Here is a 22,713-nt window from a genome sequence, read left to right as displayed (position 1 = left end):
TTAGACCGGTGGTCCCGTGAAGGGGGCGGGCCGGAGACCACGGAATTCTCATGCTTGATCTCGCAATCGTAGGCGGCGGCCCCGGCGGGCTGATGAGCGCTTGGTATCTGAAGCGCAAGCTTGGCGACCTCTGCCGCGTCACCATCTACGAGGCATCCGACCGGCTCGGCGGCAAGATCGTCACGCGCAAATTCGATTCCGCGCCCGCGATGTACGAGGCCGGCGTTGCCGAGATCTACGACTACTCGATGACCGGGCCGGATCCGTTGCGCGAGTTGATCCAGCATTTCGGCCTGCAGACCATTCCGATGGATGCCGAGCAGGTGCAGTTCGGCGGTGAGCTCCTCAACGACGTCGCGGGCATGCGCCGCAAATACGGTGCCAAGACCGCAGCCGCAATCGAGGCGTTCCGTAAGCGCTGCGCCGAGGCGATGACGCCGATCGAGTACTACGAGGGTGTCGGCGCGCACGACAACGAGAATCCCTGGGCCTACAAGACCGCCGAACAGGTGCTCGACGAGGAGGTCGAGGACGAGACCGCAAAGCGATTCTTCAAGGTGATGGCGCGCTCGGACCTCGCGACCGAGAGCCACAACACCAACGGGCTCAACGCGCTCAAGAACTACCTGATGGATGTCGACGGCTATATCGGCCTCTATTCCATCCAGAACGGCAACGAGCAGCTCATCGAGTGCCTCCAGTCGGAGGTCAATGCCGACATCCAGCTCAATCACCGAATCCTCACGGTCGGCAAGGCGCCGACCGGCCGCTATCAACTCAAGATGATGAACGGCAAGGGGCCGGAGACGCGCGACTTCGACCTTGTGCTGGTCTGTCTGCCGCATTCCTGGCTCGGGACCGTCGGCTGGGAAGGCGAACAGCTCCGCAAGTCGATGGTCAAGCACGTCGCGTACTTCGACCGTCCTGCGCACTATTTGCGTGTCTCGATCCTGTTCGACACGCCGTTCTGGGGCGACAAGATCGCCGGCGCCTGGTTCATGTCGGAAGCCTTTGGCGGTTGCTGCGTCTATAACGAGGGCGCCCGCCATGATGTGGGCAAGCACGGCGTGCTGAACTGGCTGATTCCGGGCTCCGATGCGCTGGCCTTTGCGAATCTCTCCGACCGGGAGCTGATCGATGCCGCGCTGAAATCGCTTCCGGCATCGCTCGGCGATGCACGCGCGCATTTCATAGAAGGCAAGATCCACCGCTGGCTGTCCTCGGTGAACGCGATTCCGGGCGGCTTGCCCGTGCGCGACGTCATGACCAACCACCGGCCCGAGCCGAAGGAACATCCCGGAATCGTGGTGGTCGGCGACTATCTGTTCGACTCGACGCTGAACGGCCTGCTCGATTCCTCGGACGCGGCGACCGACATCATCTTGACCGAGATGATGCGCTTGCGCCGCGAGCGTTCGCAGGACGACAAGCCGCTCTCGGACAAGATCGATCGTGCCTATTTTGACAATTATCGCGGCCAGGGCCCCTACAGCGAGGTGTGGCAACACTTCACGGATCCCGACTATCTCACAAAACTGATCGGCATCGTCTGGGGCAAGGCCAAAGGCACGAAGCTCTTGATCGCGGGCTCGGCCAGCGGCGAGCTTGTCGGCGCGCTACGTGATCGCGGCATCGATGCCTTCGGTATCGAGAACAACCGCACCATTCACGCCAGAACGCCGAAGGCGCTGAGGAAGTACAACAAGCTCGGTTCGATCACCGACATGCCGTTCAAGGACGGTGCGTTCGACTTCGTGTTCGAGACCAGCCTCTGCCATGTTTCCCCGAAGCAGGTGGTCCGTGCGATCAGGGAGCTGAACCGTGTGGTCAAGACCGGGCTCGTGTTCGGCTCGATCACCTCGGACATGGCGCCGGCACTGATCGACCGCTACGACCTTCTGCGCGGCGTCAAGAAGCTCGGCACCTGGTGGGAATGGTCCGAACTGTTCTTCGGCAACGGCTTCGAGCTGTCGATGCACCGCAAGGACTGCACCGACGCGCTCTGGGAGACCACGCTCGCCGCCAACAAGGGCCCGGGCCAGTGGTACGCCGACGCCGATTCCTTGCGCTATTCCTTTTTCGACAAGGTCGAGGATGAGGAAGACGACTAGCCGCCTGAAGCGGGCGCCTTCGCCAATTGTTTTGCCGAATTCATCTTGATCGCATAGAATCGATGCAGTAGCGGTTGGCGCTATTTCCTGCTTTCTCTGCGGTCATGCCGGCCGTCAGCATCGGTTGGTTTCATGGCGTCCAAGCCCCTCCCGCCCGACAAACAGAAGCTCGCCGCGGAAGAGGCGGCCGAGCTCGACGACAAGCTTGTCCCTACCGCCAAGCCGGACCTTGAAGACGACGAGGACGATGAAGACGAGGAGGATGGCGGGCTGGAGCTCGATGACGACGATGAGGACGAGGACCTCGTCGTCTTTACCGCGCGCGAGGCCGCCGGCGCGCTCGCGACCATCCTGGGTTTCGTCAAACCCTTCCTGTTCAACTACAAGCAGATGCTGTCCTTCGTGGCGTTCGGCGTCTTCGTCGAGACGCTCTTCAACGTCATCATGCCGCTCAGCCTGAAGTACCTGATCGACGACGCGCTCGGCGAGGAGGATTTTCAGGCGCTGTACAAGATCCTCGGCGTGCTTGCGGTCGCGGGCATATTCACCTCGATCGTCGCGGTCTGGTACGAGCGCTGGGATGCGCGGCTCGCGGCGTGCATCATTTCCGACGTCCGCAAACGGCTGTTCGAGCACGTCCAGGACCTGCCGGCGGCCTATTTCGGCCGCACCAAGCGCGGCGAGATCCTGTCGCGCTTCTCAGTCGACCTCGCGGCCTTCGAGGGTTCGGTCAAGACCTTCGCCAACAGCGCGGCATTGCCGTTCCTGGAGCTGATCGCGGGCATCATCCTGATGGTGTTCCTGAACTGGCAGCTCGCGGCGGTTGCGCTGCTGGTGTTCCCGATCACGCTGATCGGTCCCCGCATGCTGACGCCGAAGGCTGTCCAGGCGAATTACGAGCAGAAGCTCAATGAATCTGCGCTGCTCGGCATGGTGCAGGAGAACGTGGCAGCGCAGGCCGTGATCAAGGCGTTCAGCCTGCAACGCCGGATGTTCGGCTTCTTCAAATTCCGCAACGACGAGACGCGAAACAGGATGGCCTCGGCGGCGTTCCTGTCGACCATGGTGGAGCGGACGGTCACCATCTCGGTGCTGCTCTTGCATCTCGTCGTGCTCGCGATCGGCGCATATCTGGCGACGAAGGGGCAGATTACCATCGGCACCTTCGTCACCTTCGAGAGTGCGTTCTGGGAGGTGTCCTACAACATCGCCCATGTGATGCATTTCATCCCCGTGTCGATCTCCGCGGCAGCCGCGATCCGTCATATGCAGGAGTTGCTCGACGAGCCCACGCGCAGCGCCGATCGTGCCGGCGCGCCCGATCTGCCCCGCATCACCAACGACATCACCTTCGACCACGTGACGTTCCAGTACGAAGGCAGCCAGACGCCGGTGCTGGACAATCTCAGCCTCAAGCTCAATGTCGGCAAGCGCATTGCCATCGTCGGTCCGTCCGGCTCCGGCAAGAGCACGCTGCTGAATCTGATCCTGCGGCTCTATGTGCCGGACGAGGGGCGCGTCACCATCGACGGCGTCGACGTCCGCAAGGTGACGCTGGACTCCCTGCGCCGGAGCATGGCGGTGGTGTTCCAGGAGAATATGCTGTTCAACATGTCGATCCGGGAGAACATTCGGCTCGGCAAGGAGGGCGCGACCGATGAGGAGGTGGAGGAGGCGGCCAGGAAAGCCGAGATCCACCGTTACATCATGAGCCTGCCGCAACGATACGACACGCCGGTGGGCGAGCGCGGCGATACCTTGTCGGGCGGCCAGCGCCAGCGCATCGCGATCGCGCGCGCGGTCATCCGTAATCCTTCCGTGCTGCTGCTCGACGAAGCCACTTCGGCGCTCGACCAGACCACGGAAGCTGCGATCAACCGCACGCTGCTGAAGGTCGCCAAGGGCCGCACCATGATCTGGTCGACCCACCGCCTGACCTCGGTGGTCGAGATGGACGAGATCATCGTGATTTCAGGGGGCAGGGCGATCGAGCGCGGCTCGCATGCCGAGCTGCTCGCCAAGAACGGCACCTATCGCAAGCTGTGGAACGACCAGATCCACCAACCGCATGGCGCGCCGGCTCACGTCGACGAGGACAGCGACGAAGACGACGAGGATGAAGACGACCTCGACGAGGACGATGAGGAGGAGTGACCGAGGAAGTTCGGCTCCAGATCGAAGGCTGCTCCAAGCGGCCGCAATAGTCCCTGAACCGACCAGGCAATGAAGCGTGCCCAGCGCTGCGCCGTCCAATAAGGGCTTGTCGCAATGGAGACTGAGCGGAAATCGAAGGCCTTCGCGGCCGACCAATCGTCGCACTCCCGCTTGACCGGGTCTGCGTAGAAGGCGGCGATCTTGCTTGTATCCATCCCGTCGGAGGCCAGCCACTGCGGGATATAGACGTTGCAGAGCCGCTCGACGTCGGTGAAGACCTTGTCGCACCCGGTGCCGGCGGCCGGGCAGGAGGTCGAGAAGGCATCGCCCACCAGCACGAGACCCGGCTGGCCGCTGGCATCGTTCACATAGAGATCGACCGGACGGATTTTCAGCTCACTGGGAATGTCGAATGGTCCGGTGATGTGCTTGAGCCGTGGCAGCGCAGCGTTCAACGTCTCGGCCGGCGCGCGGCGCAGCTCACGCAGCCAGGGATCGTCGAAGCTGCGATAGACGAACAGATTGGCGCGCATCCGCGTCCCGATCGGAAAAAGCGTGAGGTAGGGGATGCGGTCGCTCGGCCGTTCCGAGAAATAGGTCAGCGCAGGGAAGTCGAACGAGTCCCGTCCCGCGGGCACCACGTCGAACCCGATCGAAATCGAATGGCAGGCACTGACGACTTTTCGGGCGATTCCCAGCTGGTGGCGCAGGCCGACATTGAGTCCGTTGGCGAGCACGACCAGCCGGGCGGAGACCATCGCGTCGTTGGAGAGAGTGACCTTCTGCCGCTCCGCACTCGTCTCGACCGAGACAGCCTTGGCGCAGATGCGCTCGACGCCGGCAGGAATTTCGTCGCGGACAGCGTTGACGAGGGAATCGTAGAGGATGTTGAACTGCCGGCTCGGCGCCTTGTCGAGAAGGCGGCCGAAGCGCGCGATCCAGTTCTCACCCACAAAGGTCGCGCGGTGCAACACCGATTCGGCGATTCCCGTCTGCAGGAATCGCCCGACCTGCACGTGACCGCTGAGTTTTTCGACCCGAAAGTCCGCCGAATAGCTCTCATGCGGATCGATCAGGATGGTCGAAATGCCGCTACGGCCGAGCATCGCGGCGGCGGTCGAGCCGGACAATCCCCCGCCGATAATGGCAATGTCGGTGTACCGCATGGCGCTAATCTCTGCCCAAGGCGGCACATTGGCGCTCCAACAGGAAAGAAAGCCTTAGCCAATGGTTATAAAAGTATATTTAGCCCGGGTATAAATAGGTTTCGGAGGTGGCGGGACGCGCTCTTCATTTCTATCTCACGAAGGCGCAGCGAGCGGCCCAAGAAGCGATTTCGGCAGGTGCGGGAAGCGCTTCTGACTGACGTTTCGCCTTGACTTGACCGACTCCCACTTATAGAACCCCCTCACTTAACGACAGGCGGTGAGCATCGCCAACGTCGGAACGGGCCACCTGTTTGATCCCCTGGGATCACCAAGACAGGCACCAACCTCGACGAATGCCGCTCAAACGCTGTCGATCATAGCTAGGCAATGCCAGTGCGATTTTAGTTCTCTTGAGCATGTTCTCTCGAGATCGAATTCGGATGCATGACCTCGGTGCGCGGGCCGCAGCTTCAAGCTGACCGGTTCAACTACTGCGGTCCTCTGTGGCGTCGAAGCGCTTTCCGCCCGTTGATGGGTGGTTGGCGCGATTTCGCTTTGTGCGGATTGTTCCGCGGAAGGCGGCCTCGTCGGGCGGGTAGCTCGAAAGAATTTGCGGACCCGGTGACGGGCCGCGGCAGAACACAAAGGGTAATGCCAGGATGCCGACGATCAACCAGCTGATCGCTCAACCGCGGGAAGTGCAGAAGTCGCGCAAGAAGGTGCCGGCGCTGCAGCAGTCGCCGCAGAAGCGCGGTGTTTGCACGCGCGTTTACACCACGACCCCGAAGAAGCCGAACTCGGCGCTTCGTAAGGTTGCCAAGGTGCGCCTGACCAACGGCTTCGAGGTGATCGGCTACATCCCCGGTGAGGGCCATAACCTCCAGGAGCACTCGGTGGTCATGATCCGCGGCGGTCGCGTCAAGGACTTGCCCGGCGTGCGCTACCACATCCTCCGCGGCGTTCTGGATACCCAGGGCGTCAAGAACCGTAAGCAGCGCCGTTCGAAGTACGGCGCCAAGCGTCCGAAGTAAGCGGGAACCAGGTCCATGTCTCGTCGCCATTCTGCCGAAAAGCGCGAAGTCCTTCCCGATCCGAAGTTCGGGAATATCATCGTCACGAAGTTCATGAATTCGGTGATGTACGCCGGAAAGAAGTCGGTCGCCGAAGGCATCGTCTACGGCGCGTTCGGCCTCATCGAAAGCAAGACCAAGCAGAACCCGCTCGGCGTGTTCGAGCAGGCACTCGAGAACGTCATGCCGACGATCGAAGTGCGCTCCCGCCGCGTCGGCGGCGCGACCTATCAGGTTCCGGTCGAAGTTCGCTCGGTGCGCCGTCAGGCGCTGGGCATTCGCTGGCTGATCTCGGCTGCGCGCGATCGCAACGAGAAGACGATGACCGAGCGGCTCTCTGCGGAGCTCCTGGATGCGTCGAACAACCGGGGTAACGCCGTCAAGAAGCGCGAAGACGTGCACCGGATGGCGGAAGCCAACCGCGCCTTCTCGCACTATCGCTGGTAACGGCGACACACGGAATCTAAGGAACACTCCATGCCCCGCGTTCATGCCATAGAGAATTACCGCAACTTCGGTATCATGGCGCATATCGATGCCGGCAAGACCACGACCACCGAGCGCATCCTCTATTACACCGGCAAGAGCCACAAAATCGGCGAAGTGCACGAAGGTGCCGCGACGATGGACTGGATGGAGCAGGAGCAGGAGCGCGGCATTACGATTACGTCGGCCGCGACCACCGCGTTCTGGGAAGGCAAGCGTCTCAACATCATCGACACTCCCGGCCACGTCGACTTCACCATCGAAGTCGAGCGCAGCCTGCGCGTGCTCGACGGCGCCGTGTGCGTGCTCGACTCGAACCAGGGCGTCGAGCCCCAGACCGAGACGGTCTGGCGCCAGGGCGACAAGTACAAAGTTCCGCGCATCGTCTTCGCCAACAAGATGGATAAGACCGGCGCTGACTTCTACAAGTGCATGCAGGACATCGTCGACCGCCTCGGCGCAAAGCCGATCGCGATCCAGCTTCCGATCGGCTCCGAGAACAACTTCAAGGGCCTGGTCGACCTCGTTCGCATGAAGGGCGTGGTCTGGGAAGAAGAGAAGCTCGACGCCAAGTTCGTGGACATCGATATTCCCGAGGACATGGTCGAGAAGGCCAAGGAATATCGCGAGAAGTTGTTGGAAGCCGCCGTCGAGCTCGACGACGAAGTTCTCGCCGCTTACCTCGACGGCAAGGAGCCCGATGAGCCGACGTTGAAGCGCTTGATCCGCAAGGCCGTGCTGACTGGCGCGTTCTTCCCGGTATTGTGCGGCTCGGCGTTCAAGAACAAGGGCGTGCAGCCTCTGCTCGACGCGGTCGTGGATTATCTGCCGTCGCCGGTTGACGTGCCCGCCATCAAGGGCGTCGATGAAGACGGCAACGAGGTCGTTCGCCTGCCGGACGACAAGGAGCCGCTGGCTCTGTTGGCCTTCAAGATCATGGACGACCCGTTCGTCGGCACCATCACCTTCTGCCGCATCTATTCCGGCACGCTGCTGTCGGGCACCGGCGTCATCAATTCGACGCGCGACCGCAAGGAGCGCATCGGCCGCATGTTGCTGATGCATGCGAACAACCGCGAAGACATCAAGGAAGCCTATGCCGGCGACATCGTCGCACTGGCTGGCCTGAAGGAAGCGCGCACCGGTGACACGCTGTGCGATCCCGACAAGGCGGTGATCCTCGAAAAGATGGAATTCCCCGAGCCCGTCATCGAGATCGCGATCGAGCCCAAGTCCAAGGCCGACCAGGAAAAGCTGGGCGTGGCGCTGGCGAAGCTCGCCGCGGAGGATCCGTCCTTCCGCGTGTCGACCGATCAGGAGTCCGGCCAGACCATCCTCAAGGGCATGGGCGAGCTCCATCTCGACATCAAGGTCGACATTCTCCGCCGCACCTACAAGGTCGATGCCAACATCGGCGCGCCGCAGGTGGCGTTCCGTGAGCGCGTCACCAAGAGGTCCGAAGTCAAGTACACCCACAAGAAGCAGACCGGCGGTACCGGACAGTTCGCGGAAGTGTCGATCATCGTGGAGCCGAACGAGCCCGGCAAGGGCTACGAGTTCGAGTCCAAGGTCGTCGGCGGTGCAGTGCCGAAGGAATACATCCCCGGCGTCGAGAAGGGCATCAACAGCGTGCTGAGTTCCGGCGTGGTCGCGGGCTTCCCCGTGGTCGACGTCAAGGTTCAGCTCGTCGACGGCAAGTATCACGACGTCGATTCGTCGGCGCTCGCCTTCGAAATCGCATCGCGTGCTGCATTCCGCGAAGCCTTGCAGAAGGGCAAGTCCGTCCTGCTCGAGCCGATCATGAAGGTCGAAGTGGTGACCCCGGAAGATTACACCGGCTCCGTCATCGGCGACCTGAATTCGCGGCGCGGTCAGATCCAGGGTCAGGACATGCGCGGCAACGCCAACGTCATCAACGCGATGGTGCCGCTCATGAACATGTTCGGTTACGTGAATAACCTGCGCTCGATGAGCCAGGGTCGCGCAACCTTCACCATGCAGTTCGACCACTACGCAGAAGCGCCGGCCAACGTGTCGGCAGAAGTCCAGAAGAAGTTTGCCTGATTGTCGTCGGTCTCGAACTGACGATTGAACGGAGAGTCAAATGGCCAAAGCAAAGTTTGAACGTAACAAGCCGCACTGCAACATCGGCACCATCGGTCACGTCGACCATGGCAAGACGTCGCTGACCGCGGCGATCACCAAGGTCCTCGCCGAAGCCGGCGGCGCGACGTTCACCGCGTACGACCAGATCGACAAGGCGCCGGAAGAGAAGGCGCGCGGCATCACGATCTCGACGGCGCACGTCGAATACGAGACCAAGAACCGCCACTACGCGCACGTCGACTGCCCCGGCCACGCCGACTACGTGAAGAACATGATCACCGGCGCCGCCCAGATGGACGGTGCGATCCTGGTCGTGTCGGCCGCCGACGGTCCGATGCCGCAGACCCGCGAGCACATCCTGCTCGCCCGCCAGGTCGGCGTTCCCGCGCTCGTCGTGTTCCTCAACAAGTGCGACATGGTCGACGATCCGGAACTGCTCGAGCTCGTCGAGCTCGAGGTCCGCGAGCTGCTCTCGAAGTACGAATTCCCGGGCGACACCATCCCGATCATCAAGGGCTCGGCGCTTGCCGCCCTCGAAGATTCCGATAAGACGCTCGGCCATGACGCCATCCTCGAGCTGATGAAGCAGGTCGACGCTTACATTCCGCAGCCGGAGCGTCCGGTCGATCTGCCGTTCCTGATGCCGGTTGAAGACGTGTTCTCGATCTCGGGCCGCGGCACCGTCGTGACCGGCCGTGTCGAGCGCGGTATCGTCAAGGTCGGCGAGGAAATCGAGATCGTCGGTCTGCGCGCCACGCAGAAGACCACGGTCACCGGTGTCGAAATGTTCCGCAAGCTGCTCGATCAAGGCCAGGCCGGCGACAACATCGGTGCGCTGCTTCGCGGTACCAAGCGCGAGGACGTCGAGCGCGGCCAGGTGCTGTGCAAGCCGGGTTCGGTCAAGCCGCACACCAAGTTCAAGGCTGAGGCCTACATCCTCACCAAGGAAGAGGGCGGCCGCCACACTCCCTTCTTCACCAACTACCGTCCGCAGTTCTACTTCCGCACCACCGACGTGACCGGTGTCGTGCATCTGCCGGAAGGCACCGAGATGGTGATGCCGGGCGACAACATCGCGATGGAAGTGCACCTGATCGTGCCGATCGCGATGGAAGAGAAGCTCCGCTTCGCGATCCGCGAAGGTGGCCGCACCGTCGGCGCCGGCGTCGTCGCCTCGATCATCGAGTAATTACGAGAATAGGGATCGGCGAATAGCGAATGTGACATTCGCTATTCGCTATTCGCCACCCCATTGAAGAAAGACCACGGCAATGAACGGCCAAAACATTCGCATCCGTCTCAAGGCGTTCGACCATCGTATCCTCGATACGTCGACCCGCGAGATCGTGAACACGGCGAAGCGCACCGGCGCGCAGGTCCGCGGACCCATTCCGCTGCCCACCCGCATCGAGAAGTTCACCGTCAACCGTTCGCCGCACGTCGACAAGAAGAGCCGCGAGCAGTTCGAGATGCGCACTCACAAGCGCCTGCTCGACATCGTCGATCCGACCCCGCAGACCGTCGATGCTTTGATGAAGCTCGACTTGGCCGCCGGTGTCGACGTCGAGATCAAGCTCTAAGATTTTTGGATCACGTTCGCCACTAGCGGACAGAAAGAACAGGAAGCACGCCGATGCGCTCCGGAGTGATCGCACAAAAGGTCGGGATGACGCGGGTCTTTACAGAGGCCGGCGAACATATCCCCGTGACCGTGCTGAAGCTCGGCAATTGCCAGGTCGTAGGCCACCGCACCGAAGAGAAAAACGGTTATGTCGCGCTCCAGCTTGGTTCTGGCAGCCGCAAGACCGTGTACATGCCCAAGGCGGAGCGCGGCCAGTTCGCGGTCGCCAAGGTCGAGCCGAAGCGGCAGGTCGAGGAATTCCGCGTCTCCGCGGATCAGATGATCCCCGTCGGTGCAGAGATCCTGGCCGACCACTTTGTCGTCGGTCAGTTCGTCGACGTCACCGGTACTTCGGTCGGTAAGGGTTTTGCCGGCGGTATGAAGCGCTGGAACTTCGGCGGTCTGCGCGCCACTCACGGCGTCTCGGTCTCGCACCGTTCGATCGGTTCGACCGGTGGCCGTCAGGACCCGGGCAAGACCTGGAAGAACAAGAAGATGCCCGGTCACATGGGCGTCGACCGCATCACCACGCTCAACCTTCGGGTCGTCCAGCTCGATGTCGAACGCGGTCTGATCCTCGTCGAAGGCGCCGTTCCCGGCTCCAAGGGCGGCTGGATCCGCGTGCGCGACGCCGTCAAGAAGCCGCTGCCTAAGGAAGCTCCGAAGCCCGGCAAGTTCAAGGTTGCTGGCGAAGCGGACGCTGCTCCGGCTGCGCAGGAGGCGTGAGATGGAATTGAAGGTCACGACCCTCGAAGGTAAGGAAGCCGGCTCGGTCCAGCTTTCCGACACCATTTTCGGCCTCGAGCCGCGCCAGGACATCATTGCACGTTGCGTGCAGTGGCAACTCAACAAGCGCCAGGCCGGTACGCACAAGGCCAAGGGCCGCGCCGAGATCTGGCGCACCGGCAAGAAGATGTACAAGCAGAAGGGTACCGGTGGTGCTCGTCACGGCTCGGCCCGGGTGCCGCAGTTCCGCGGCGGTGGCCGTGCCTTCGGTCCGGTGGTGCGTTCGCACGCCACCGACCTGCCGAAGAAGGTCCGTGCGCTCGCCCTCAAGCATGCGCTCTCGGCCAAGGCCAAGGACGGCGATCTCATCGTGATCGACAAGGCCGCGCTGGAAGCTGCCAAGACCAAGGCGCTGCTCGGTCATTTCTCCGGTCTGGGTTTGACCAACGCGCTGATCATCGACGGCGCCGAGCTCAACAACGGCTTCGCCGCTGCGGCCCGCAACATCCCGAACATGGACGTGCTGCCGATCCAGGGCATCAACGTCTATGACATCCTGCGCCGTCGGAAGCTTGTTCTGACCAAGGCCGCCATCGATGCGCTGGAGGCGCGCTTCAAATGACGAAGAACATCGAGCCTCGCCACTACGACGTGATCCTGTCGCCGGTCGTGACCGAAAAGGCCACGATCGCCTCGGAGCACAACAAGGTGCTGTTCAAGGTGGCCGCGAAGGCGACCAAGCCGCAGATCAAGGAAGCGATCGAGAAGCTGTTCGACGTCAAGGTCAAGAGTGTCAACACGCTGGTCCGCAAGGGCAAGACCAAGATCTTCCGCGGCAATCTCGGCTCGCAGTCGAACTCCAAGCGCGCGATCGTGACTCTCGAAGAGGGTCACCGGATCGACGTGACCACCGGTCTGTAAGGTCGTACGACGATGGCACTGAAGACATTCAATCCCACGACGCCGGGCCAGCGCCAGCTGGTCATGGTCGATCGTTCGGCCCTCTACAAGGGCAAGCCGGTCAAGGCGCTCACCGAAGGCAAGCACTCCTCCGGCGGCCGTAACAACACCGGTCGCATCACCGTGCGCTTCCGCGGCGGTGGTCATAAGCGAACGTTGCGTACCGTCGATTTCAAGCGCGACAAGGTCGATGCGCCCGCGACGGTCGAGCGGCTGGAGTACGATCCGAACCGCACCGCATTCATCGCGTTGGTCAAGTACGAAGACGGCACCCAGGCCTATATCCTGGCGCCGCAGCGTTTGGCCGTCGGTGATTCCGTCGTCGCCGGCAACTATGTCGACGTGAAGCCGGGCAATGTCATGCCGCTCGGCAACATGCCGGTCGGCACGATCATCCACAACATCGAGGTCAAGATCGGGAAGGGCGGCCAGCTCGCCCGTTCCGCGGGCACCTATGCCCAGCTCGTCGGTCGCGACCAGGACTACGTGATCATCCGCCTGAACTCGGGCGAACAGCGCCTGGTGCACGGCCGTTGCCGCGGCACGATCGGCGCGGTGTCGAACCCGGATCACATGAACACGTCGATCGGCAAGGCCGGCCGCAACCGTTGGCTGGGCCGCAAGCCGCACAACCGCGGCGTTTCGATGAACCCGATCGACCATCCGCACGGCGGTGGTGAAGGTCGTACCTCGGGCGGCCGCCACCCGGTGACTCCGTGGGGCAAGCCGACCAAGGGCAAGAAGACCCGCTCCAACAAGTCGACCAACAAATTCATTCTCCTAAGCCGCCACAAGCGGAAGAAGTAAGGAACGCCGGACATGGTTCGTTCAGTCTGGAAAGGCCCGTTCGTCGAGGGTTCTCTGCTCAAGAAGGCAGATGCCGCGCGCTCGTCCGGCCGTCACGACGTCATCAAGATCTGGAGCCGTCGCTCGACGATCCTGCCGCAATTCGTCGGCCTGACCTTCGGCGTCTACAACGGTCAGAAGCACGTGCCGGTGGCCGTCAACGAGGAAATGGTCGGTCACAAGTTCGGCGAGTTCTCGCCGACCCGCACCTTCCATGGCCACTCCGGGGACAAGAAAGCCAAGAAGGCTTGAGGATTAAACGATGAGCAAACCTAAGCGCGAACGGAGCCTCGCCGAGAACGAGGCCAAGGCGGTCGCCCGGATGCTGCGGGTGAGCCCGCAGAAGCTCAACCTGGTCGCCCAGCTCATTCGCGGCCGGAAGGCGGCTGCTGCGCTCGCCGACCTGCAGTTTTCGCGCAAGCGGATCGCGGTTGACGTGAAGAAGTGCCTGGAATCGGCTATTGCCAACGCCGAGAACAACCACGACCTCGACGTCGACGATCTCGTCGTGGCGCAGGCCTTCGTCGGCAACGGCCTCGTGATGAAGCGCTTTGCCGCCCGCGGCCGTGGCCGTTCGGGCCGTGTCTACAAACCATTTTCACAGCTGACGATCATCGTTCGTCAGGTCGAAGCCGCAGCAGCGGCTTAAGGGACGCAGGAGAACACGATGGGTCAAAAGATCAATCCGATCGGTCTGCGTCTCGGCATCAACCGGACCTGGGATTCCCGCTGGTACGCCGGCAAGCAGGAATACGGCAAGCTGCTGCACGAGGACGTCAAGATTCGTGAGATCCTGCACAAGGAGCTCAAGCAGGCAGCCGTTGCCCGCATCGTGATCGAGCGTCCGCACAAGAAGTGCCGCGTCACCATCCACTCGGCTCGTCCGGGCGTGGTGATCGGCAAGAAGGGCGCCGACATCGACAAGCTGCGCAAGAAGGTCGCGGACATCACGGCGTCCGACGTGGTCATCAACATCGTCGAAATCCGCAAGCCGGAGCTCGATGCGACGCTGGTGGCCGAGTCGATCGCGCAGCAGCTGGAGCGCCGCGTGGCGTTCCGCCGCGCCATGAAGCGCGCCGTGCAGTCAGCGATGCGTCTCGGTGCGGAAGGCATCCGCATCAACTGCTCGGGACGTCTGGGCGGCGCGGAAATCGCGCGCATGGAGTGGTACCGCGAAGGTCGCGTGCCGCTGCACACGCTGCGCGCAGACATCGACTACGGGGTTGCGACCGCGTTCACGACCTTCGGCACCTGCGGTGTCAAGGTCTGGATCTTCAAGGGCGAGATCCTCGAGCACGATCCGATGGCCCAGGACAAGAGAATGGCCGAAGGTGAGACTGGTGGCGGCGGCGATCGCGGCGGCCGGCAGCGCCGGGACAACGCTGCAGCCTGACGCCAGCACAGAGAATTTGAGGGCTTGAAGCCATGATGCAACCTAAGAAAACGAAGTTCCGGAAGGCGCATAAGGGCCGTATCCACGGCGTTGCGTCTTCGGGCGCGACGTTGGCGTTCGGCCAGTTCGGTCTGAAGGCGACTGAGCCTGAGCGCGTCACCGCGCGCCAGATCGAAGCCGCTCGCCGCGCGCTGACCCGCCACATGAAGCGCGCCGGCCGCGTCTGGATCCGCATATTCCCCGACGTTCCCGTGTCGAAGAAGCCTGCCGAAGTCCGCATGGGTTCCGGCAAGGGCGCGCCGGAATTGTGGGTCGCGCGCGTCAAGCCGGGCCGGGTGCTGTTCGAGATCGACGGCGTCAACACCCAGACGGCGCGTGAAGCGCTGACCCTGGCGGCAGCCAAGCTGCCGATCAAGACGCGCTTCGTCGAGCGCATTGCGGAGTAATGGCCATGGCCCAGATGAAAATCGAAGACATCCGCGCGTTGAGCCCCGATCAGCAGGACGACGCCATCCTGAACCTGAAGAAGGAGCGCTTCAACCTGCGCTTCCAGCGCGCCACCGGGCAGCTCGAGAACACCTCGCGCCTGCGCGAAGCCCGCCGTGACATCGCCCGGATCAAGACCGTCGCCGCGCAGACGCGCGCGAAGAAGAAGTAAGAGGCTTACGAAGATGCCGAAACGTACTTTGCAGGGCGTGGTCGTCAGCGACAAGCAAGCCAAGACCATCGTGGTGCGCGTCGATCGCCGCTTTACGCACCCGATCTACAAGAAGACGATCCGCCGTTCGAAGAACTACCACGCGCACGACGAGAGCAACGAGTTCAAGCCGGGCGACATGGTGTGGATCGAGGAATCGAAGCCGATTTCGAAGTTGAAGCGCTGGGTCGTGATCCGGGGCGAACACAAGAAAAGCGCCTGATCTGTTGGCTTTAGCCGACTGACTTCAGGTTAATGTTGAGCGCCGGCTGGGCTGGCGCAAAGAGAAGAGGACGAGGTGCATCAATGATTCAGATGCAGACCAACCTCGACGTGGCCGATAATTCTGGCGCACGCCGTGTCATGTGTATCAAGGTGCTCGGGGGCTCCAAGCGCCGCTACGCCACGATCGGCGACATCATCGTTGTCTCGATCAAGGAAGCTATTCCGCGCGGCAAGGTGAAGAAGGGCGACGTGATGAAGGCCGTCGTGGTGCGCGTCCGCAAGGACATTCGCCGCGCCGACGGTTCGGTCATCCGCTTCGACCGCAACGCCGCCGTTCTGATCAACAATCAGTCCGAGCCGGTCGGTACCCGTATCTTCGGGCCCGTGCCGCGCGAGCTGCGCGCCAAGAACCACATGAAGATCATCTCGCTCGCGCCGGAGGTGCTGTGATGGCTGCGAAGATCCGCAAGGGCGACAAGGTCGTCGTGCTGACCGGCCGCGACAAGGGCCGCACCGGCGAGGTGTTCGAAGTGCGTCCCGACGCCGGTACGGCGCTGGTGCGCGGCATCAACATGGTCAAGCGTCACCAGAAGCAGACGCAGGCCCAGGAGGGCGGCATCATCTCGAAAGAGTCGCCGATCCAACTGTCCAACATCGCGTATGTCGGCAAGGACGGGAAGCCGACCCGCGTCGGATTCAAGATTCTGGCGGACGGCAAGAAGGTCCGCATCGCCAAGAGCTCGGGAGCTGAGATCGATGGCTGAGGCCGCTTACACACCGCGCCTGCGCGCGGAATACGACGCGAAGATCCGGACGGAAATGACCGAGAAGTTCGGTTATGAGAACGTCATGCAGGTTCCGCGCCTGGACAAGGTCGTGCTGAACATGGGCGTTGGCGATTCCGTCAACGACCGCAAGAAGGCCGAGAACGCCGCTGCGGAATTGACCCAGATCGCCGGCCAGAAGGCGATCGTGACCTATTCGCGGATCGCGATCGCGACCTTCAAGTTGCGTGAGAACCAGCCGATCGGCTGCAAGGTCACGCTGCGCAAGGCCCGTATGTACGAGTTCATCGATCGTCTGGTGACGGTCGCGCTGCCCCGCGTCCGCGACTTCCGCGGCTTGAACCCGAAGAGCTTCGATGGCCGCGGCAACTACTCGCTCGGCCTCAAGGAACACATCATTTTCCCCGAGATCGACTTCGACAAGGTCACGGAATCCCGCGGTATGGACATCACCGTCTGCACCACGGCCAAGACCGACGACGAGGCGAGGGCCTTGTTGACCGCATTCAATTTCCCGTTCCGGCAGTGAGACGCTGACCTAAAGCCTCTCAAACGCGGATACCCAGGAGCCAAGCATGGCAAAGAAGAGTTCAATCGAGAAGAACAACCGGCGCAAGCGGATGACGAAGAACGCCGCCCCGAAGCGCGAGCGGTTGAAGGCGATCATCGCCGACAAGACGTTGCCGATGGAGGAGCGGTTCGCTGCGACCCTGAAGCTGGCGGAAATGCCGCGCAACTCGTCGGCGACCCGCATCCGTCTGCGTTGCGAGCTGTCGGGCCGTTCGCGCTCGAACTATCGCTTGACCAAACTGTCCCGCATCGCAATGCGGGACCTTGGCTCCAAGGGCATGGTCCCGGGCCTCGTGAAGTCCAGCTGGTAAGGAGGGTCGTTTAGATGTCTACGCACGATCCAATCAGCGATCTGATCACCCGCATCCGTAACGCGCAGATGCGTTCCAAGAACAAGGTCTCCACGCCTGGCTCGAAGATGCGCGAGAACGTGCTCGAGGTGCTGAAGAGCGAAGGCTACATCCGCGGTTACGCGACGCTCGAGCATTCCTCGGGCCGCAGCGAGATCGAGATCGAGCTGAAGTATTTCGACGGCGAGCCCGTTATCCGTGAGATCGAGCGTGTCTCCAAGCCCGGACGTCGCGTGTACGCCTCGGTGAAGAACCTGCCGCGGGTCAATAACGGACTCGGCATTTCGGTGTTGTCGACGCCGAAGGGAATCATGGCTGACCACAGTGCGCGTGAAGCGAACGTGGGCGGCGAAGTTCTCTTCACGGTGTTCTGAGAAGGATTTTTGATCCATGTCACGTGTTGGCAAAAGACCGGTAGCGGTGCCGTCGGGTGTGACCGCGACCGTCGACGGGCAGACCGTCAAGATGAAGGGGCCGAAGGGCCAGCTTCAGTTCGTCGTCCATAACGACGTCGAGGTGAAGCTCGACAACGGCCAGGTCAAGGTGAACCCGCGGGTCGAGACCAACCGCGCGCGGGCCCTGTACGGGACCGCTCGCGCCCAGGTCGCGAATCTGGTCGAGGGTGTCACCAAGGGTTTCGAGAAGAAGCTCGAAATCACCGGCGTCGGTTACCGCGCCGCGCTGCAGGGCAAGAACCTGCAGCTCGCGCTCGGCTACAGCCACGATGTGGTCTACGCGATCCCGGAGGGGATCACGATCACCGTGCCGAAGCCGACCGAGATCACGGTGACCGGCAGCGACATTCAGCGCGTCGGCCAGGTCGCCGCCGAGATTCGCTCCTATCGTCCGCCGGAGCCCTACAAGGGCAAGGGCGTGAAGTATGTTGGCGAATTCATCTTCCGCAAGGAAGGCAAGAAGAAGTAACGGAGCCGGTCATGTCGAAAGCCAAGGTTACGAATGCCCGGCGCAAGCGCAGTGTACGACTGAAGCTGCGCCGCTCGGGTGGCGGCCGTCCGCGCCTGTCGGTGTTCCGCTCGTCCAAGCACATCTACGCCCAGGTCATCGACGACCTGAAGGGCGAGACGCTGGCCTCTGCCTCGTCGCTCGAGAAGTCGATGCGCGATGGCGGCAAGACCGGCGCCGACATCGATGCGGCGAAGGCGGTCGGCAAGCTGCTGGCCGAGCGCGCCGCCGAGAAGGGTGTCAAGGAAGTCGTGTTCGATCGCGGCAGCTATCTCTATCACGGGCGCGTCAAGGCTCTTGCCGACGCGGCGCGTGAAAGCGGGCTGAGCTTCTAACAGAATTTGAGGATTGAGGCGTAAGCCTCTGAAGGACTGGAAAAACCATGGCAGAACGCGAACAACGTGGTGGACGCGATCAACGCGGCGGCGGACGTGAACGCAGGGAAGAGCGCGACAGCGAGTTCGTTGACAAGCTCGTCCACATCAATCGCGTCGCCAAGGTCGTCAAGGGCGGCAAGCGCTTCGGTTTCGCAGCGCTGGTCGTGATCGGCGACCAGAAGGGCCGCGCCGGCTTCGGTCACGGCAAGGCGCGCGAAGTGCCCGAGGCGATCCGCAAGGCAACCGAATCCGCCAAGCGCAACCTGACCCGCGTGTCGTTGCGCGAGGGCCGCACGCTGCATCACGACATCGCCGGCCGTCATGGCGCGGGCCGTGTTTACCTGCGCGCAGCTCCGGCCGGTACCGGCATCATCGCCGGCGGTCCGATGCGCGCCGTGTTCGAGACGCTCGGCGTCCAGGACGTGGTTGCGAAGTCGATCGGCTCGTCGAACCCGTACAACATGGTTCGCGCGACCTTCGATGCGCTGAAGCATCAGGATTCGCCGCGCTCGGTCGCTGCCCGCCGCAACATCAAGGTGTCCACCCTCCAGTCCCGCCGTATCGGTGGTGACGCCGAGGCGGTTGCCGAATAACGGAAGCTTTTCGGAGTAGACGCCTATGGCCAAGAGTGCCGTTACGACCGCAAAGACGATCAAGCTCGAGCAGACCGGCAGCGCGATCCGCCGCCATCACTCGCAGCGTTCGACGCTGATCGGGCTCAAGCTCAACAAGATCGGCCGCATCAGCGAACTGCCGGACACCCCGGCGGTCCGCGGCATGATCTTGAAAGTTCACCATCTCGTTCGCATTGTCGACGAGAAGTAAGCAAAGGCGCACGATCCCGAAGCGGGACCCGTTTTCGGTGAAGGTCATGCGCAAGAAACAAGGAGCAGGGCGATGAAGCTCAGCGATATCGCCGACAATGCCGGCTCGCGCAAGAAGCGTATGCGCGTCGGCCGCGGCATTGGTTCGGGCAAGGGCAAGCAGGCCGGCCGCGGTGGCAAGGGCCAGACCGCGCGTTCGGGCGTGCGCATCAAGGGTTTCGAAGGCGGCCAGATGCCCTTGCATCGCCGTCTGCCCAAGCGCGGCTTCAACAACATCTTCCGCGTGGAGTTCGCCGAGATCAATCTCGACCGGCTCCAGGATGCGGTCGATGCCAAGAAGATCGACGCCGGCAGCGTCGTGAACGTCGAATCCCTGGTCAAGGCCGGCGTGCTGCGCCGCGCCAAGGGTGGCCTGCGGCTGCTCGGCCGCGGCGAGTTCAAGGCCAAGCTCAACATCGAAGTGCACGGCGCCTCGAAGACCGCGATCGCGGCAGTCGAGAAGGCCGGCGGCTCGGTGAAGATCCTCGCGCCTGCCAAGGAAGAAGGCGAGGCGGCGTAACAACTGCGTCATCGGCCCGCGGCTCGCGGGCCTTTACGCACGCGGGACGATGGACTTATCGAAGCCGTAGCCCCAGATAATGTCCGGTGTCCGGTATAATGTAGCCCGGCCGCGGGCATAACGGCGCAATAAGCGGCGGGAGAAAGTCCAAGATGGCCTCTGCAGCGGAACAACTGGCAGCCAATCTCAATTTCGGTGCGTTTGCCAAGGCCGACGAACTGAAGAAGCGCATCTGGTTCACCCTGGGCGCGCTGCTCGTTTATCGGCTCGGGACCTACATCCCGTTGCCCGGCATCGATCCCAACATCTGGGAGCAGGTGTTCCGCTCCCAGGCGGGCGGCATCCTCGGCATGTTCAATATGTTCGCTGGCGGCGGCATTCACCGCATGGCGATCTTTGCGCTGAACATCATGCCGTACATCTCGGCGTCCATCATCATCCAGCTCCTGACCACCGTCTCGCCGCAGCTCGAGGCGCTGAAGAAGGAAGGCGAGTCCGGCCGCAAGCTGCTGAACCAGTACACCCGTTATCTCACGGTGATCCTGGCCGCGTTCCAGTCCTACGGCATTGCGGTGGGCCTCGAAGGCGCTGGCAACGTCGTCAGCGACCCCGGCATGTTCTTCCGCCTGTCGACGGCGATCACGCTGACCGGCGGCACCATGTTCCTGATGTGGCTGGGCGAGCAGATCACCTCGCGCGGCATCGGCAACGGCATTTCCCTGATCATTCTCTCCGGCATCGTCGCCGAGCTGCCCGCGGCGCTCGCCAACATGCTCGAGCTCGGCCGTCAGGGTGCGATGTCGACCGGCCTGATTCTGGTCGTCATCATCATGGCGGTGGCCGTGATCGCCTTCATCGTGTTCGTGGAGCGCGCCCAGCGCCGGCTCTTGATCCAGTATCCGAAGCGCCAGGTCGGCAACAAGATGTTCGAGGGGCAGTCCTCGCATCTGCCGCTCAAGCTCAACACCTCGGGCGTGATCCCGCCGATCTTCGCGTCCTCGCTGCTGCTGCTGCCGACCACGGTCGCGAACTTCAACGCGGGCAGTGGGCCGGAATGGTTCCAGTGGATCAACACCCAGCTCGGCCACGGCCGTCCGCTGTTCCTGATCATGTATCTGGCGCTGATCGTGTTCTTCGCCTTCTTCTACACCGCGATCGTGTTCAATCCGACCGAGACCGCGGACAATCTGAAGAAGCACGGCGGCTTCATTCCGGGTATCCGCCCGGGCGAGCGTACCGCGGAATATATCGACTACGTGCTGTCGCGGATTACCGTGCTCGGCGCGGTGTATCTGGCGATCGTCTGCTTGATTCCGGAAATCCTGATCTCCTACGCGTCGGTGCCGTTCTACTTTGGCGGCACTTCGCTGTTGATCGTCGTCAGCGTCACCATGGACACGGTGGCGCAGGTGCAGGGCTATCTCCTGGCGCATCAGTACGAAGGCCTGATCCGGAAGTCGAAGCTGCGCGGCCGCCGCCGTTAAGCGCGGCGTCCCTCGGGCGGCGCGATTGCGCCGCCGATTCGCCGCGCGTGCAATGCGCGCGGACGGCGAGCCGGCCATTCGGTCGCCTCGGCAGAGTCGCTCTTCCTGTCGTGCAAGCATTGATCTCAAAGGCTTCTTGGCGTCCGGCCATTTGCTCCCCTATGATATGGGTAGCGGTGCGGCGCTGATTATGATTTGCACTGTAACTGGACTTCAAAACACGGGCGCGCGACGTATCGCGCACCAATCGGGGGGCGTACGCCGATGAGAATTATACTTCTGGGGCCACCGGGATCGGGCAAGGGCACCCAGGCGCAGCTGCTGGTGCAGCGCTATGGCATCGTCCAGCTCTCGACCGGCGAGATGTTGCGTGCAGCGGTGGCGGCCGGAACGCCGGTCGGGCTCAAGGCTAAGGAGATCATGGCCAGCGGCGGTCTCGTGCCAGACGATGTCGTGGTGGGGATCATCTCCGATCGGATCGATCAGCCGGATGCCAAAAACGGTTTCATCCTTGACGGTTTCCCGCGGACCGTGCCGCAGGCCGAGGCGCTGGATGAGCTGCTCAAGCACAAGCACCTCAAGCTCGATGCCGTGATCGAGCTCCGCGTCAACGAAAGCGCGCTCCTGAATCGCGTCGAGACTCGCGTCGCCCAGATGCGCGAGCGCGGGGAAGAGGTCCGGCTCGATGACACCCCGGAGGTCCTGACCAAGCGACTCGCCAGCTACCGCAGCCAGACGGAACCGCTGATTCACTACTATTCCGAGCGGCGCAAGCTCTCGACCATCGACGGCATGATGGCCATCGATGAGGTCACCCGCGCCATCCATCGCCAGCTCCTGGCGCTCGGGGCGGTCGAGCCCAAGACGCATGGCAAGGCACATGGCAAGACGCGCGCCCGGAGTGCGACAAAGGCGGCCCCGGCCAGAAAGGCCAAGGCGGCGAAGAAATCGGCCAAAAAGTCTGCGAAAGCGGCCAAAAAGGCTGCCAAATCCGAGAAGGCGGCCAAGAAGGCTACGAAGGCGGGCAAGAGAATCGTCAAGAAAGCCGCCAAGAAGGCAGGAAAGAAGATGGCAGCCAAGAAGACCGCCAGGAAGGCTGTCAAGAAAGGTGCCAAAAAGGCCGCAAAAAAGGTCACGAAAAGGCGAGCTAAGCGCTAGCAGCGGTTGACGAAAGCCCCCTGAATCCCCTAATAAGCCCGCATCCAAGTCGGATAGTTTCAAACGATGCCGGGCCCCAGGAAGACCAGGGGTGGGCGTC

Annotated in this window: 30 protein-coding genes; 29 read left to right on the top strand and 1 reads right to left on the bottom strand. The window is 62.5% G+C overall.

The genetic code is table 11. From position 1 onward, the window contains the following. Positions 1-50: 50 nt before the first annotated feature. Both ACFQX9_RS07120 and ACFQX9_RS07115 read left to right on the top strand, forming a co-directional pair. The gene (locus ACFQX9_RS07120; protein ID WP_377787403.1) at positions 51-2,111 is read left to right on the top strand and encodes an FAD-dependent oxidoreductase; all 2,061 of its coding nucleotides are present in this window, start codon (positions 51-53) and stop codon (positions 2,109-2,111) included. 132 nt (positions 2,112-2,243) lie between these two features. After that, a complete protein-coding gene (locus tag ACFQX9_RS07115; RefSeq protein WP_377787400.1) occupies positions 2,244-4,265 on the top strand; it encodes an ABC transporter ATP-binding protein in 2,022 nt (673 codons plus the stop codon). Here ACFQX9_RS07115 and ACFQX9_RS07110 read toward each other — a convergent pair. Next, a complete protein-coding gene (locus tag ACFQX9_RS07110) occupies positions 4,193-5,431 on the bottom strand; it encodes an NAD(P)/FAD-dependent oxidoreductase (RefSeq protein ID WP_085351283.1) in 1,239 nt (412 codons plus the stop codon). The genes ACFQX9_RS07115 and ACFQX9_RS07110 overlap by 73 nt on opposite strands. A 641-nt stretch (positions 5,432-6,072) precedes the next feature. On the opposite strand from ACFQX9_RS07110, the gene rpsL reads away from it, so the two are divergent. The 27 genes from rpsL to ACFQX9_RS06975 all read left to right on the top strand — a co-directional run bounded on the left by rpsL (position 6,073) and on the right by ACFQX9_RS06975 (position 22,613). After that, positions 6,073-6,444 (top strand): 30S ribosomal protein S12, encoded by a 372-nt coding sequence (gene rpsL / locus ACFQX9_RS07105; protein ID WP_007603006.1) that lies wholly within the window; start codon positions 6,073-6,075, stop codon positions 6,442-6,444. A 15-nt stretch (positions 6,445-6,459) separates the two neighbouring features. Beyond that, positions 6,460-6,930: a 30S ribosomal protein S7 gene (gene rpsG / locus ACFQX9_RS07100; RefSeq protein ID WP_007603009.1), complete on the top strand. Its 471-nt coding sequence runs from the start codon at positions 6,460-6,462 to the stop codon at positions 6,928-6,930. Between the two features lie 30 nt (positions 6,931-6,960). Then, a complete protein-coding gene (gene fusA / locus ACFQX9_RS07095) occupies positions 6,961-9,033 on the top strand; it encodes an elongation factor G (protein ID WP_026233180.1) in 2,073 nt (690 codons plus the stop codon). 40 nt (positions 9,034-9,073) lie between these two features. Beyond that, the gene (gene tuf / locus ACFQX9_RS07090) at positions 9,074-10,264 is read left to right on the top strand and encodes an elongation factor Tu (RefSeq protein ID WP_018456453.1); all 1,191 of its coding nucleotides are present in this window, start codon (positions 9,074-9,076) and stop codon (positions 10,262-10,264) included. Positions 10,265-10,346: 82 nt separating this feature from the next. Next, a complete protein-coding gene (gene rpsJ / locus ACFQX9_RS07085) occupies positions 10,347-10,655 on the top strand; it encodes a 30S ribosomal protein S10 (RefSeq protein ID WP_002712302.1) in 309 nt (102 codons plus the stop codon). A gap of 53 nt (positions 10,656-10,708) precedes the next feature. Then, positions 10,709-11,422: a 50S ribosomal protein L3 gene (gene rplC, locus ACFQX9_RS07080; RefSeq protein WP_007603016.1), complete on the top strand. Its 714-nt coding sequence runs from the start codon at positions 10,709-10,711 to the stop codon at positions 11,420-11,422. A 1-nt stretch (position 11,423) separates the two neighbouring features. After that, a complete protein-coding gene (rplD, locus tag ACFQX9_RS07075; RefSeq protein ID WP_007603018.1) occupies positions 11,424-12,044 on the top strand; it encodes a 50S ribosomal protein L4 in 621 nt (206 codons plus the stop codon). Beyond that, complete coding sequence (locus ACFQX9_RS07070) at positions 12,041-12,343, top strand: 50S ribosomal protein L23 (protein ID WP_007603019.1); 303 nt, start codon at positions 12,041-12,043, stop codon at positions 12,341-12,343. Before rplD ends, ACFQX9_RS07070 begins: the two co-directional genes overlap by 4 nt. 12 nt (positions 12,344-12,355) lie before the next feature. Then, positions 12,356-13,189: a 50S ribosomal protein L2 gene (gene rplB / locus ACFQX9_RS07065; protein WP_007611609.1), complete on the top strand. Its 834-nt coding sequence runs from the start codon at positions 12,356-12,358 to the stop codon at positions 13,187-13,189. Positions 13,190-13,201: 12 nt separating this feature from the next. After that, positions 13,202-13,480: a 30S ribosomal protein S19 gene (gene rpsS / locus ACFQX9_RS07060; protein ID WP_007603021.1), complete on the top strand. Its 279-nt coding sequence runs from the start codon at positions 13,202-13,204 to the stop codon at positions 13,478-13,480. 10 nt (positions 13,481-13,490) lie between these two features. Beyond that, positions 13,491-13,877, top strand: coding sequence for a 50S ribosomal protein L22 (rplV, locus tag ACFQX9_RS07055; RefSeq protein ID WP_007603022.1), 387 nt, complete (start codon positions 13,491-13,493; stop codon positions 13,875-13,877). An 18-nt stretch (positions 13,878-13,895) separates the two neighbouring features. Next, positions 13,896-14,621, top strand: a complete 726-nt coding sequence (gene rpsC / locus ACFQX9_RS07050) for a 30S ribosomal protein S3 (RefSeq protein ID WP_007603023.1) — start codon at positions 13,896-13,898, stop codon at positions 14,619-14,621. A gap of 32 nt (positions 14,622-14,653) precedes the next feature. Beyond that, a complete protein-coding gene (gene rplP, locus ACFQX9_RS07045; protein ID WP_007603024.1) occupies positions 14,654-15,067 on the top strand; it encodes a 50S ribosomal protein L16 in 414 nt (137 codons plus the stop codon). A 5-nt stretch (positions 15,068-15,072) separates the two neighbouring features. Continuing rightward, positions 15,073-15,279, top strand: coding sequence for a 50S ribosomal protein L29 (rpmC, locus tag ACFQX9_RS07040; protein ID WP_007603026.1), 207 nt, complete (start codon positions 15,073-15,075; stop codon positions 15,277-15,279). A 13-nt stretch (positions 15,280-15,292) separates the two neighbouring features. Then, positions 15,293-15,541: a 30S ribosomal protein S17 gene (rpsQ, locus tag ACFQX9_RS07035; protein ID WP_007603028.1), complete on the top strand. Its 249-nt coding sequence runs from the start codon at positions 15,293-15,295 to the stop codon at positions 15,539-15,541. Positions 15,542-15,624: 83 nt separating this feature from the next. Then, positions 15,625-15,993 carry a 50S ribosomal protein L14 gene (gene rplN, locus ACFQX9_RS07030; protein ID WP_007603030.1) on the top strand — a complete coding sequence of 123 codons (369 nt, stop codon included), beginning with the start codon at positions 15,625-15,627 and terminating at the stop codon, positions 15,991-15,993. Further along, the gene (gene rplX / locus ACFQX9_RS07025; protein ID WP_007603031.1) at positions 15,993-16,307 is read left to right on the top strand and encodes a 50S ribosomal protein L24; all 315 of its coding nucleotides are present in this window, start codon (positions 15,993-15,995) and stop codon (positions 16,305-16,307) included. The genes rplN and rplX overlap by 1 nt, the downstream gene beginning before the upstream one ends. Further along, entirely contained in the window at positions 16,300-16,857 is a 558-nt protein-coding gene (rplE, locus tag ACFQX9_RS07020; RefSeq protein WP_007603032.1) for a 50S ribosomal protein L5, read from the top strand. The genes rplX and rplE overlap by 8 nt, the downstream gene beginning before the upstream one ends. A 46-nt stretch (positions 16,858-16,903) precedes the next feature. Next, the gene (rpsN, locus tag ACFQX9_RS07015) at positions 16,904-17,209 is read left to right on the top strand and encodes a 30S ribosomal protein S14 (RefSeq protein WP_007611604.1); all 306 of its coding nucleotides are present in this window, start codon (positions 16,904-16,906) and stop codon (positions 17,207-17,209) included. A gap of 14 nt (positions 17,210-17,223) precedes the next feature. After that, a complete protein-coding gene (gene rpsH / locus ACFQX9_RS07010; protein ID WP_007603034.1) occupies positions 17,224-17,622 on the top strand; it encodes a 30S ribosomal protein S8 in 399 nt (132 codons plus the stop codon). Between the two features lie 16 nt (positions 17,623-17,638). Further along, complete coding sequence (gene rplF / locus ACFQX9_RS07005; RefSeq protein WP_007603035.1) at positions 17,639-18,172, top strand: 50S ribosomal protein L6; 534 nt, start codon at positions 17,639-17,641, stop codon at positions 18,170-18,172. An 11-nt stretch (positions 18,173-18,183) separates the two neighbouring features. Beyond that, entirely contained in the window at positions 18,184-18,546 is a 363-nt protein-coding gene (gene rplR, locus ACFQX9_RS07000) for a 50S ribosomal protein L18 (RefSeq protein WP_007603036.1), read from the top strand. Between the two features lie 47 nt (positions 18,547-18,593). Beyond that, complete coding sequence (rpsE, locus tag ACFQX9_RS06995) at positions 18,594-19,181, top strand: 30S ribosomal protein S5 (RefSeq protein WP_007603037.1); 588 nt, start codon at positions 18,594-18,596, stop codon at positions 19,179-19,181. Between the two features lie 25 nt (positions 19,182-19,206). After that, entirely contained in the window at positions 19,207-19,413 is a 207-nt protein-coding gene (gene rpmD, locus ACFQX9_RS06990; protein WP_018456457.1) for a 50S ribosomal protein L30, read from the top strand. 72 nt (positions 19,414-19,485) lie between these two features. Continuing rightward, positions 19,486-19,971 (top strand): 50S ribosomal protein L15, encoded by a 486-nt coding sequence (gene rplO, locus ACFQX9_RS06985; protein ID WP_027518586.1) that lies wholly within the window; start codon positions 19,486-19,488, stop codon positions 19,969-19,971. Positions 19,972-20,123: 152 nt separating this feature from the next. Continuing rightward, positions 20,124-21,455, top strand: a complete 1,332-nt coding sequence (gene secY, locus ACFQX9_RS06980) for a preprotein translocase subunit SecY (protein WP_007611601.1) — start codon at positions 20,124-20,126, stop codon at positions 21,453-21,455. Positions 21,456-21,719: 264 nt separating this feature from the next. After that, positions 21,720-22,613: an adenylate kinase gene (locus tag ACFQX9_RS06975; protein WP_204511513.1), complete on the top strand. Its 894-nt coding sequence runs from the start codon at positions 21,720-21,722 to the stop codon at positions 22,611-22,613. The last annotated feature ends 100 nt before the right edge of the window (positions 22,614-22,713 follow it).

The sequence above is a fragment of the Bradyrhizobium sp. GCM10028915 genome, assembly GCF_042666195.1.
Classification (GTDB): domain Bacteria; phylum Pseudomonadota; class Alphaproteobacteria; order Rhizobiales; family Xanthobacteraceae; genus Bradyrhizobium; species Bradyrhizobium canariense_D.
This window is presented reverse-complemented; position numbering and strand designations above follow the sequence as displayed.

Coding starts and splice junctions, on each gene's coding strand:
- rplC (WP_007603016.1), top strand. CDS start 10,709: ATGCGCTCCGGAGTGATCGCACAAAAGGTCGGGATGACGCGGGTCTTT.
- rpsS (WP_007603021.1), top strand. CDS start 13,202: ATGGTTCGTTCAGTCTGGAAAGGCCCGTTCGTCGAGGGTTCTCTGCTC.
- ACFQX9_RS07110 (WP_085351283.1), bottom strand. CDS start 5,431: ATGCGGTACACCGACATTGCCATTATCGGCGGGGGATTGTCCGGCTCG.
- rplF (WP_007603035.1), top strand. CDS start 17,639: ATGTCACGTGTTGGCAAAAGACCGGTAGCGGTGCCGTCGGGTGTGACC.
- rpsC (WP_007603023.1), top strand. CDS start 13,896: ATGGGTCAAAAGATCAATCCGATCGGTCTGCGTCTCGGCATCAACCGG.
- rpsG (WP_007603009.1), top strand. CDS start 6,460: ATGTCTCGTCGCCATTCTGCCGAAAAGCGCGAAGTCCTTCCCGATCCG.
- rpsJ (WP_002712302.1), top strand. CDS start 10,347: ATGAACGGCCAAAACATTCGCATCCGTCTCAAGGCGTTCGACCATCGT.
- rplR (WP_007603036.1), top strand. CDS start 18,184: ATGTCGAAAGCCAAGGTTACGAATGCCCGGCGCAAGCGCAGTGTACGA.
- rpsQ (WP_007603028.1), top strand. CDS start 15,293: ATGCCGAAACGTACTTTGCAGGGCGTGGTCGTCAGCGACAAGCAAGCC.
- rpsE (WP_007603037.1), top strand. CDS start 18,594: ATGGCAGAACGCGAACAACGTGGTGGACGCGATCAACGCGGCGGCGGA.
- rplX (WP_007603031.1), top strand. CDS start 15,993: ATGGCTGCGAAGATCCGCAAGGGCGACAAGGTCGTCGTGCTGACCGGC.
- rplN (WP_007603030.1), top strand. CDS start 15,625: ATGATTCAGATGCAGACCAACCTCGACGTGGCCGATAATTCTGGCGCA.
- rpsH (WP_007603034.1), top strand. CDS start 17,224: ATGTCTACGCACGATCCAATCAGCGATCTGATCACCCGCATCCGTAAC.
- rpmD (WP_018456457.1), top strand. CDS start 19,207: ATGGCCAAGAGTGCCGTTACGACCGCAAAGACGATCAAGCTCGAGCAG.
- ACFQX9_RS07070 (WP_007603019.1), top strand. CDS start 12,041: ATGACGAAGAACATCGAGCCTCGCCACTACGACGTGATCCTGTCGCCG.
- rpsN (WP_007611604.1), top strand. CDS start 16,904: ATGGCAAAGAAGAGTTCAATCGAGAAGAACAACCGGCGCAAGCGGATG.
- rpsL (WP_007603006.1), top strand. CDS start 6,073: ATGCCGACGATCAACCAGCTGATCGCTCAACCGCGGGAAGTGCAGAAG.
- fusA (WP_026233180.1), top strand. CDS start 6,961: ATGCCCCGCGTTCATGCCATAGAGAATTACCGCAACTTCGGTATCATG.
- ACFQX9_RS07115 (WP_377787400.1), top strand. CDS start 2,244: ATGGCGTCCAAGCCCCTCCCGCCCGACAAACAGAAGCTCGCCGCGGAA.
- tuf (WP_018456453.1), top strand. CDS start 9,074: ATGGCCAAAGCAAAGTTTGAACGTAACAAGCCGCACTGCAACATCGGC.
- rplO (WP_027518586.1), top strand. CDS start 19,486: ATGAAGCTCAGCGATATCGCCGACAATGCCGGCTCGCGCAAGAAGCGT.
- rplD (WP_007603018.1), top strand. CDS start 11,424: ATGGAATTGAAGGTCACGACCCTCGAAGGTAAGGAAGCCGGCTCGGTC.
- secY (WP_007611601.1), top strand. CDS start 20,124: ATGGCCTCTGCAGCGGAACAACTGGCAGCCAATCTCAATTTCGGTGCG.
- rplE (WP_007603032.1), top strand. CDS start 16,300: ATGGCTGAGGCCGCTTACACACCGCGCCTGCGCGCGGAATACGACGCG.
- rplV (WP_007603022.1), top strand. CDS start 13,491: ATGAGCAAACCTAAGCGCGAACGGAGCCTCGCCGAGAACGAGGCCAAG.
- rplP (WP_007603024.1), top strand. CDS start 14,654: ATGATGCAACCTAAGAAAACGAAGTTCCGGAAGGCGCATAAGGGCCGT.
- rplB (WP_007611609.1), top strand. CDS start 12,356: ATGGCACTGAAGACATTCAATCCCACGACGCCGGGCCAGCGCCAGCTG.
- ACFQX9_RS06975 (WP_204511513.1), top strand. CDS start 21,720: ATGAGAATTATACTTCTGGGGCCACCGGGATCGGGCAAGGGCACCCAG.
- ACFQX9_RS07120 (WP_377787403.1), top strand. CDS start 51: ATGCTTGATCTCGCAATCGTAGGCGGCGGCCCCGGCGGGCTGATGAGC.
- rpmC (WP_007603026.1), top strand. CDS start 15,073: ATGGCCCAGATGAAAATCGAAGACATCCGCGCGTTGAGCCCCGATCAG.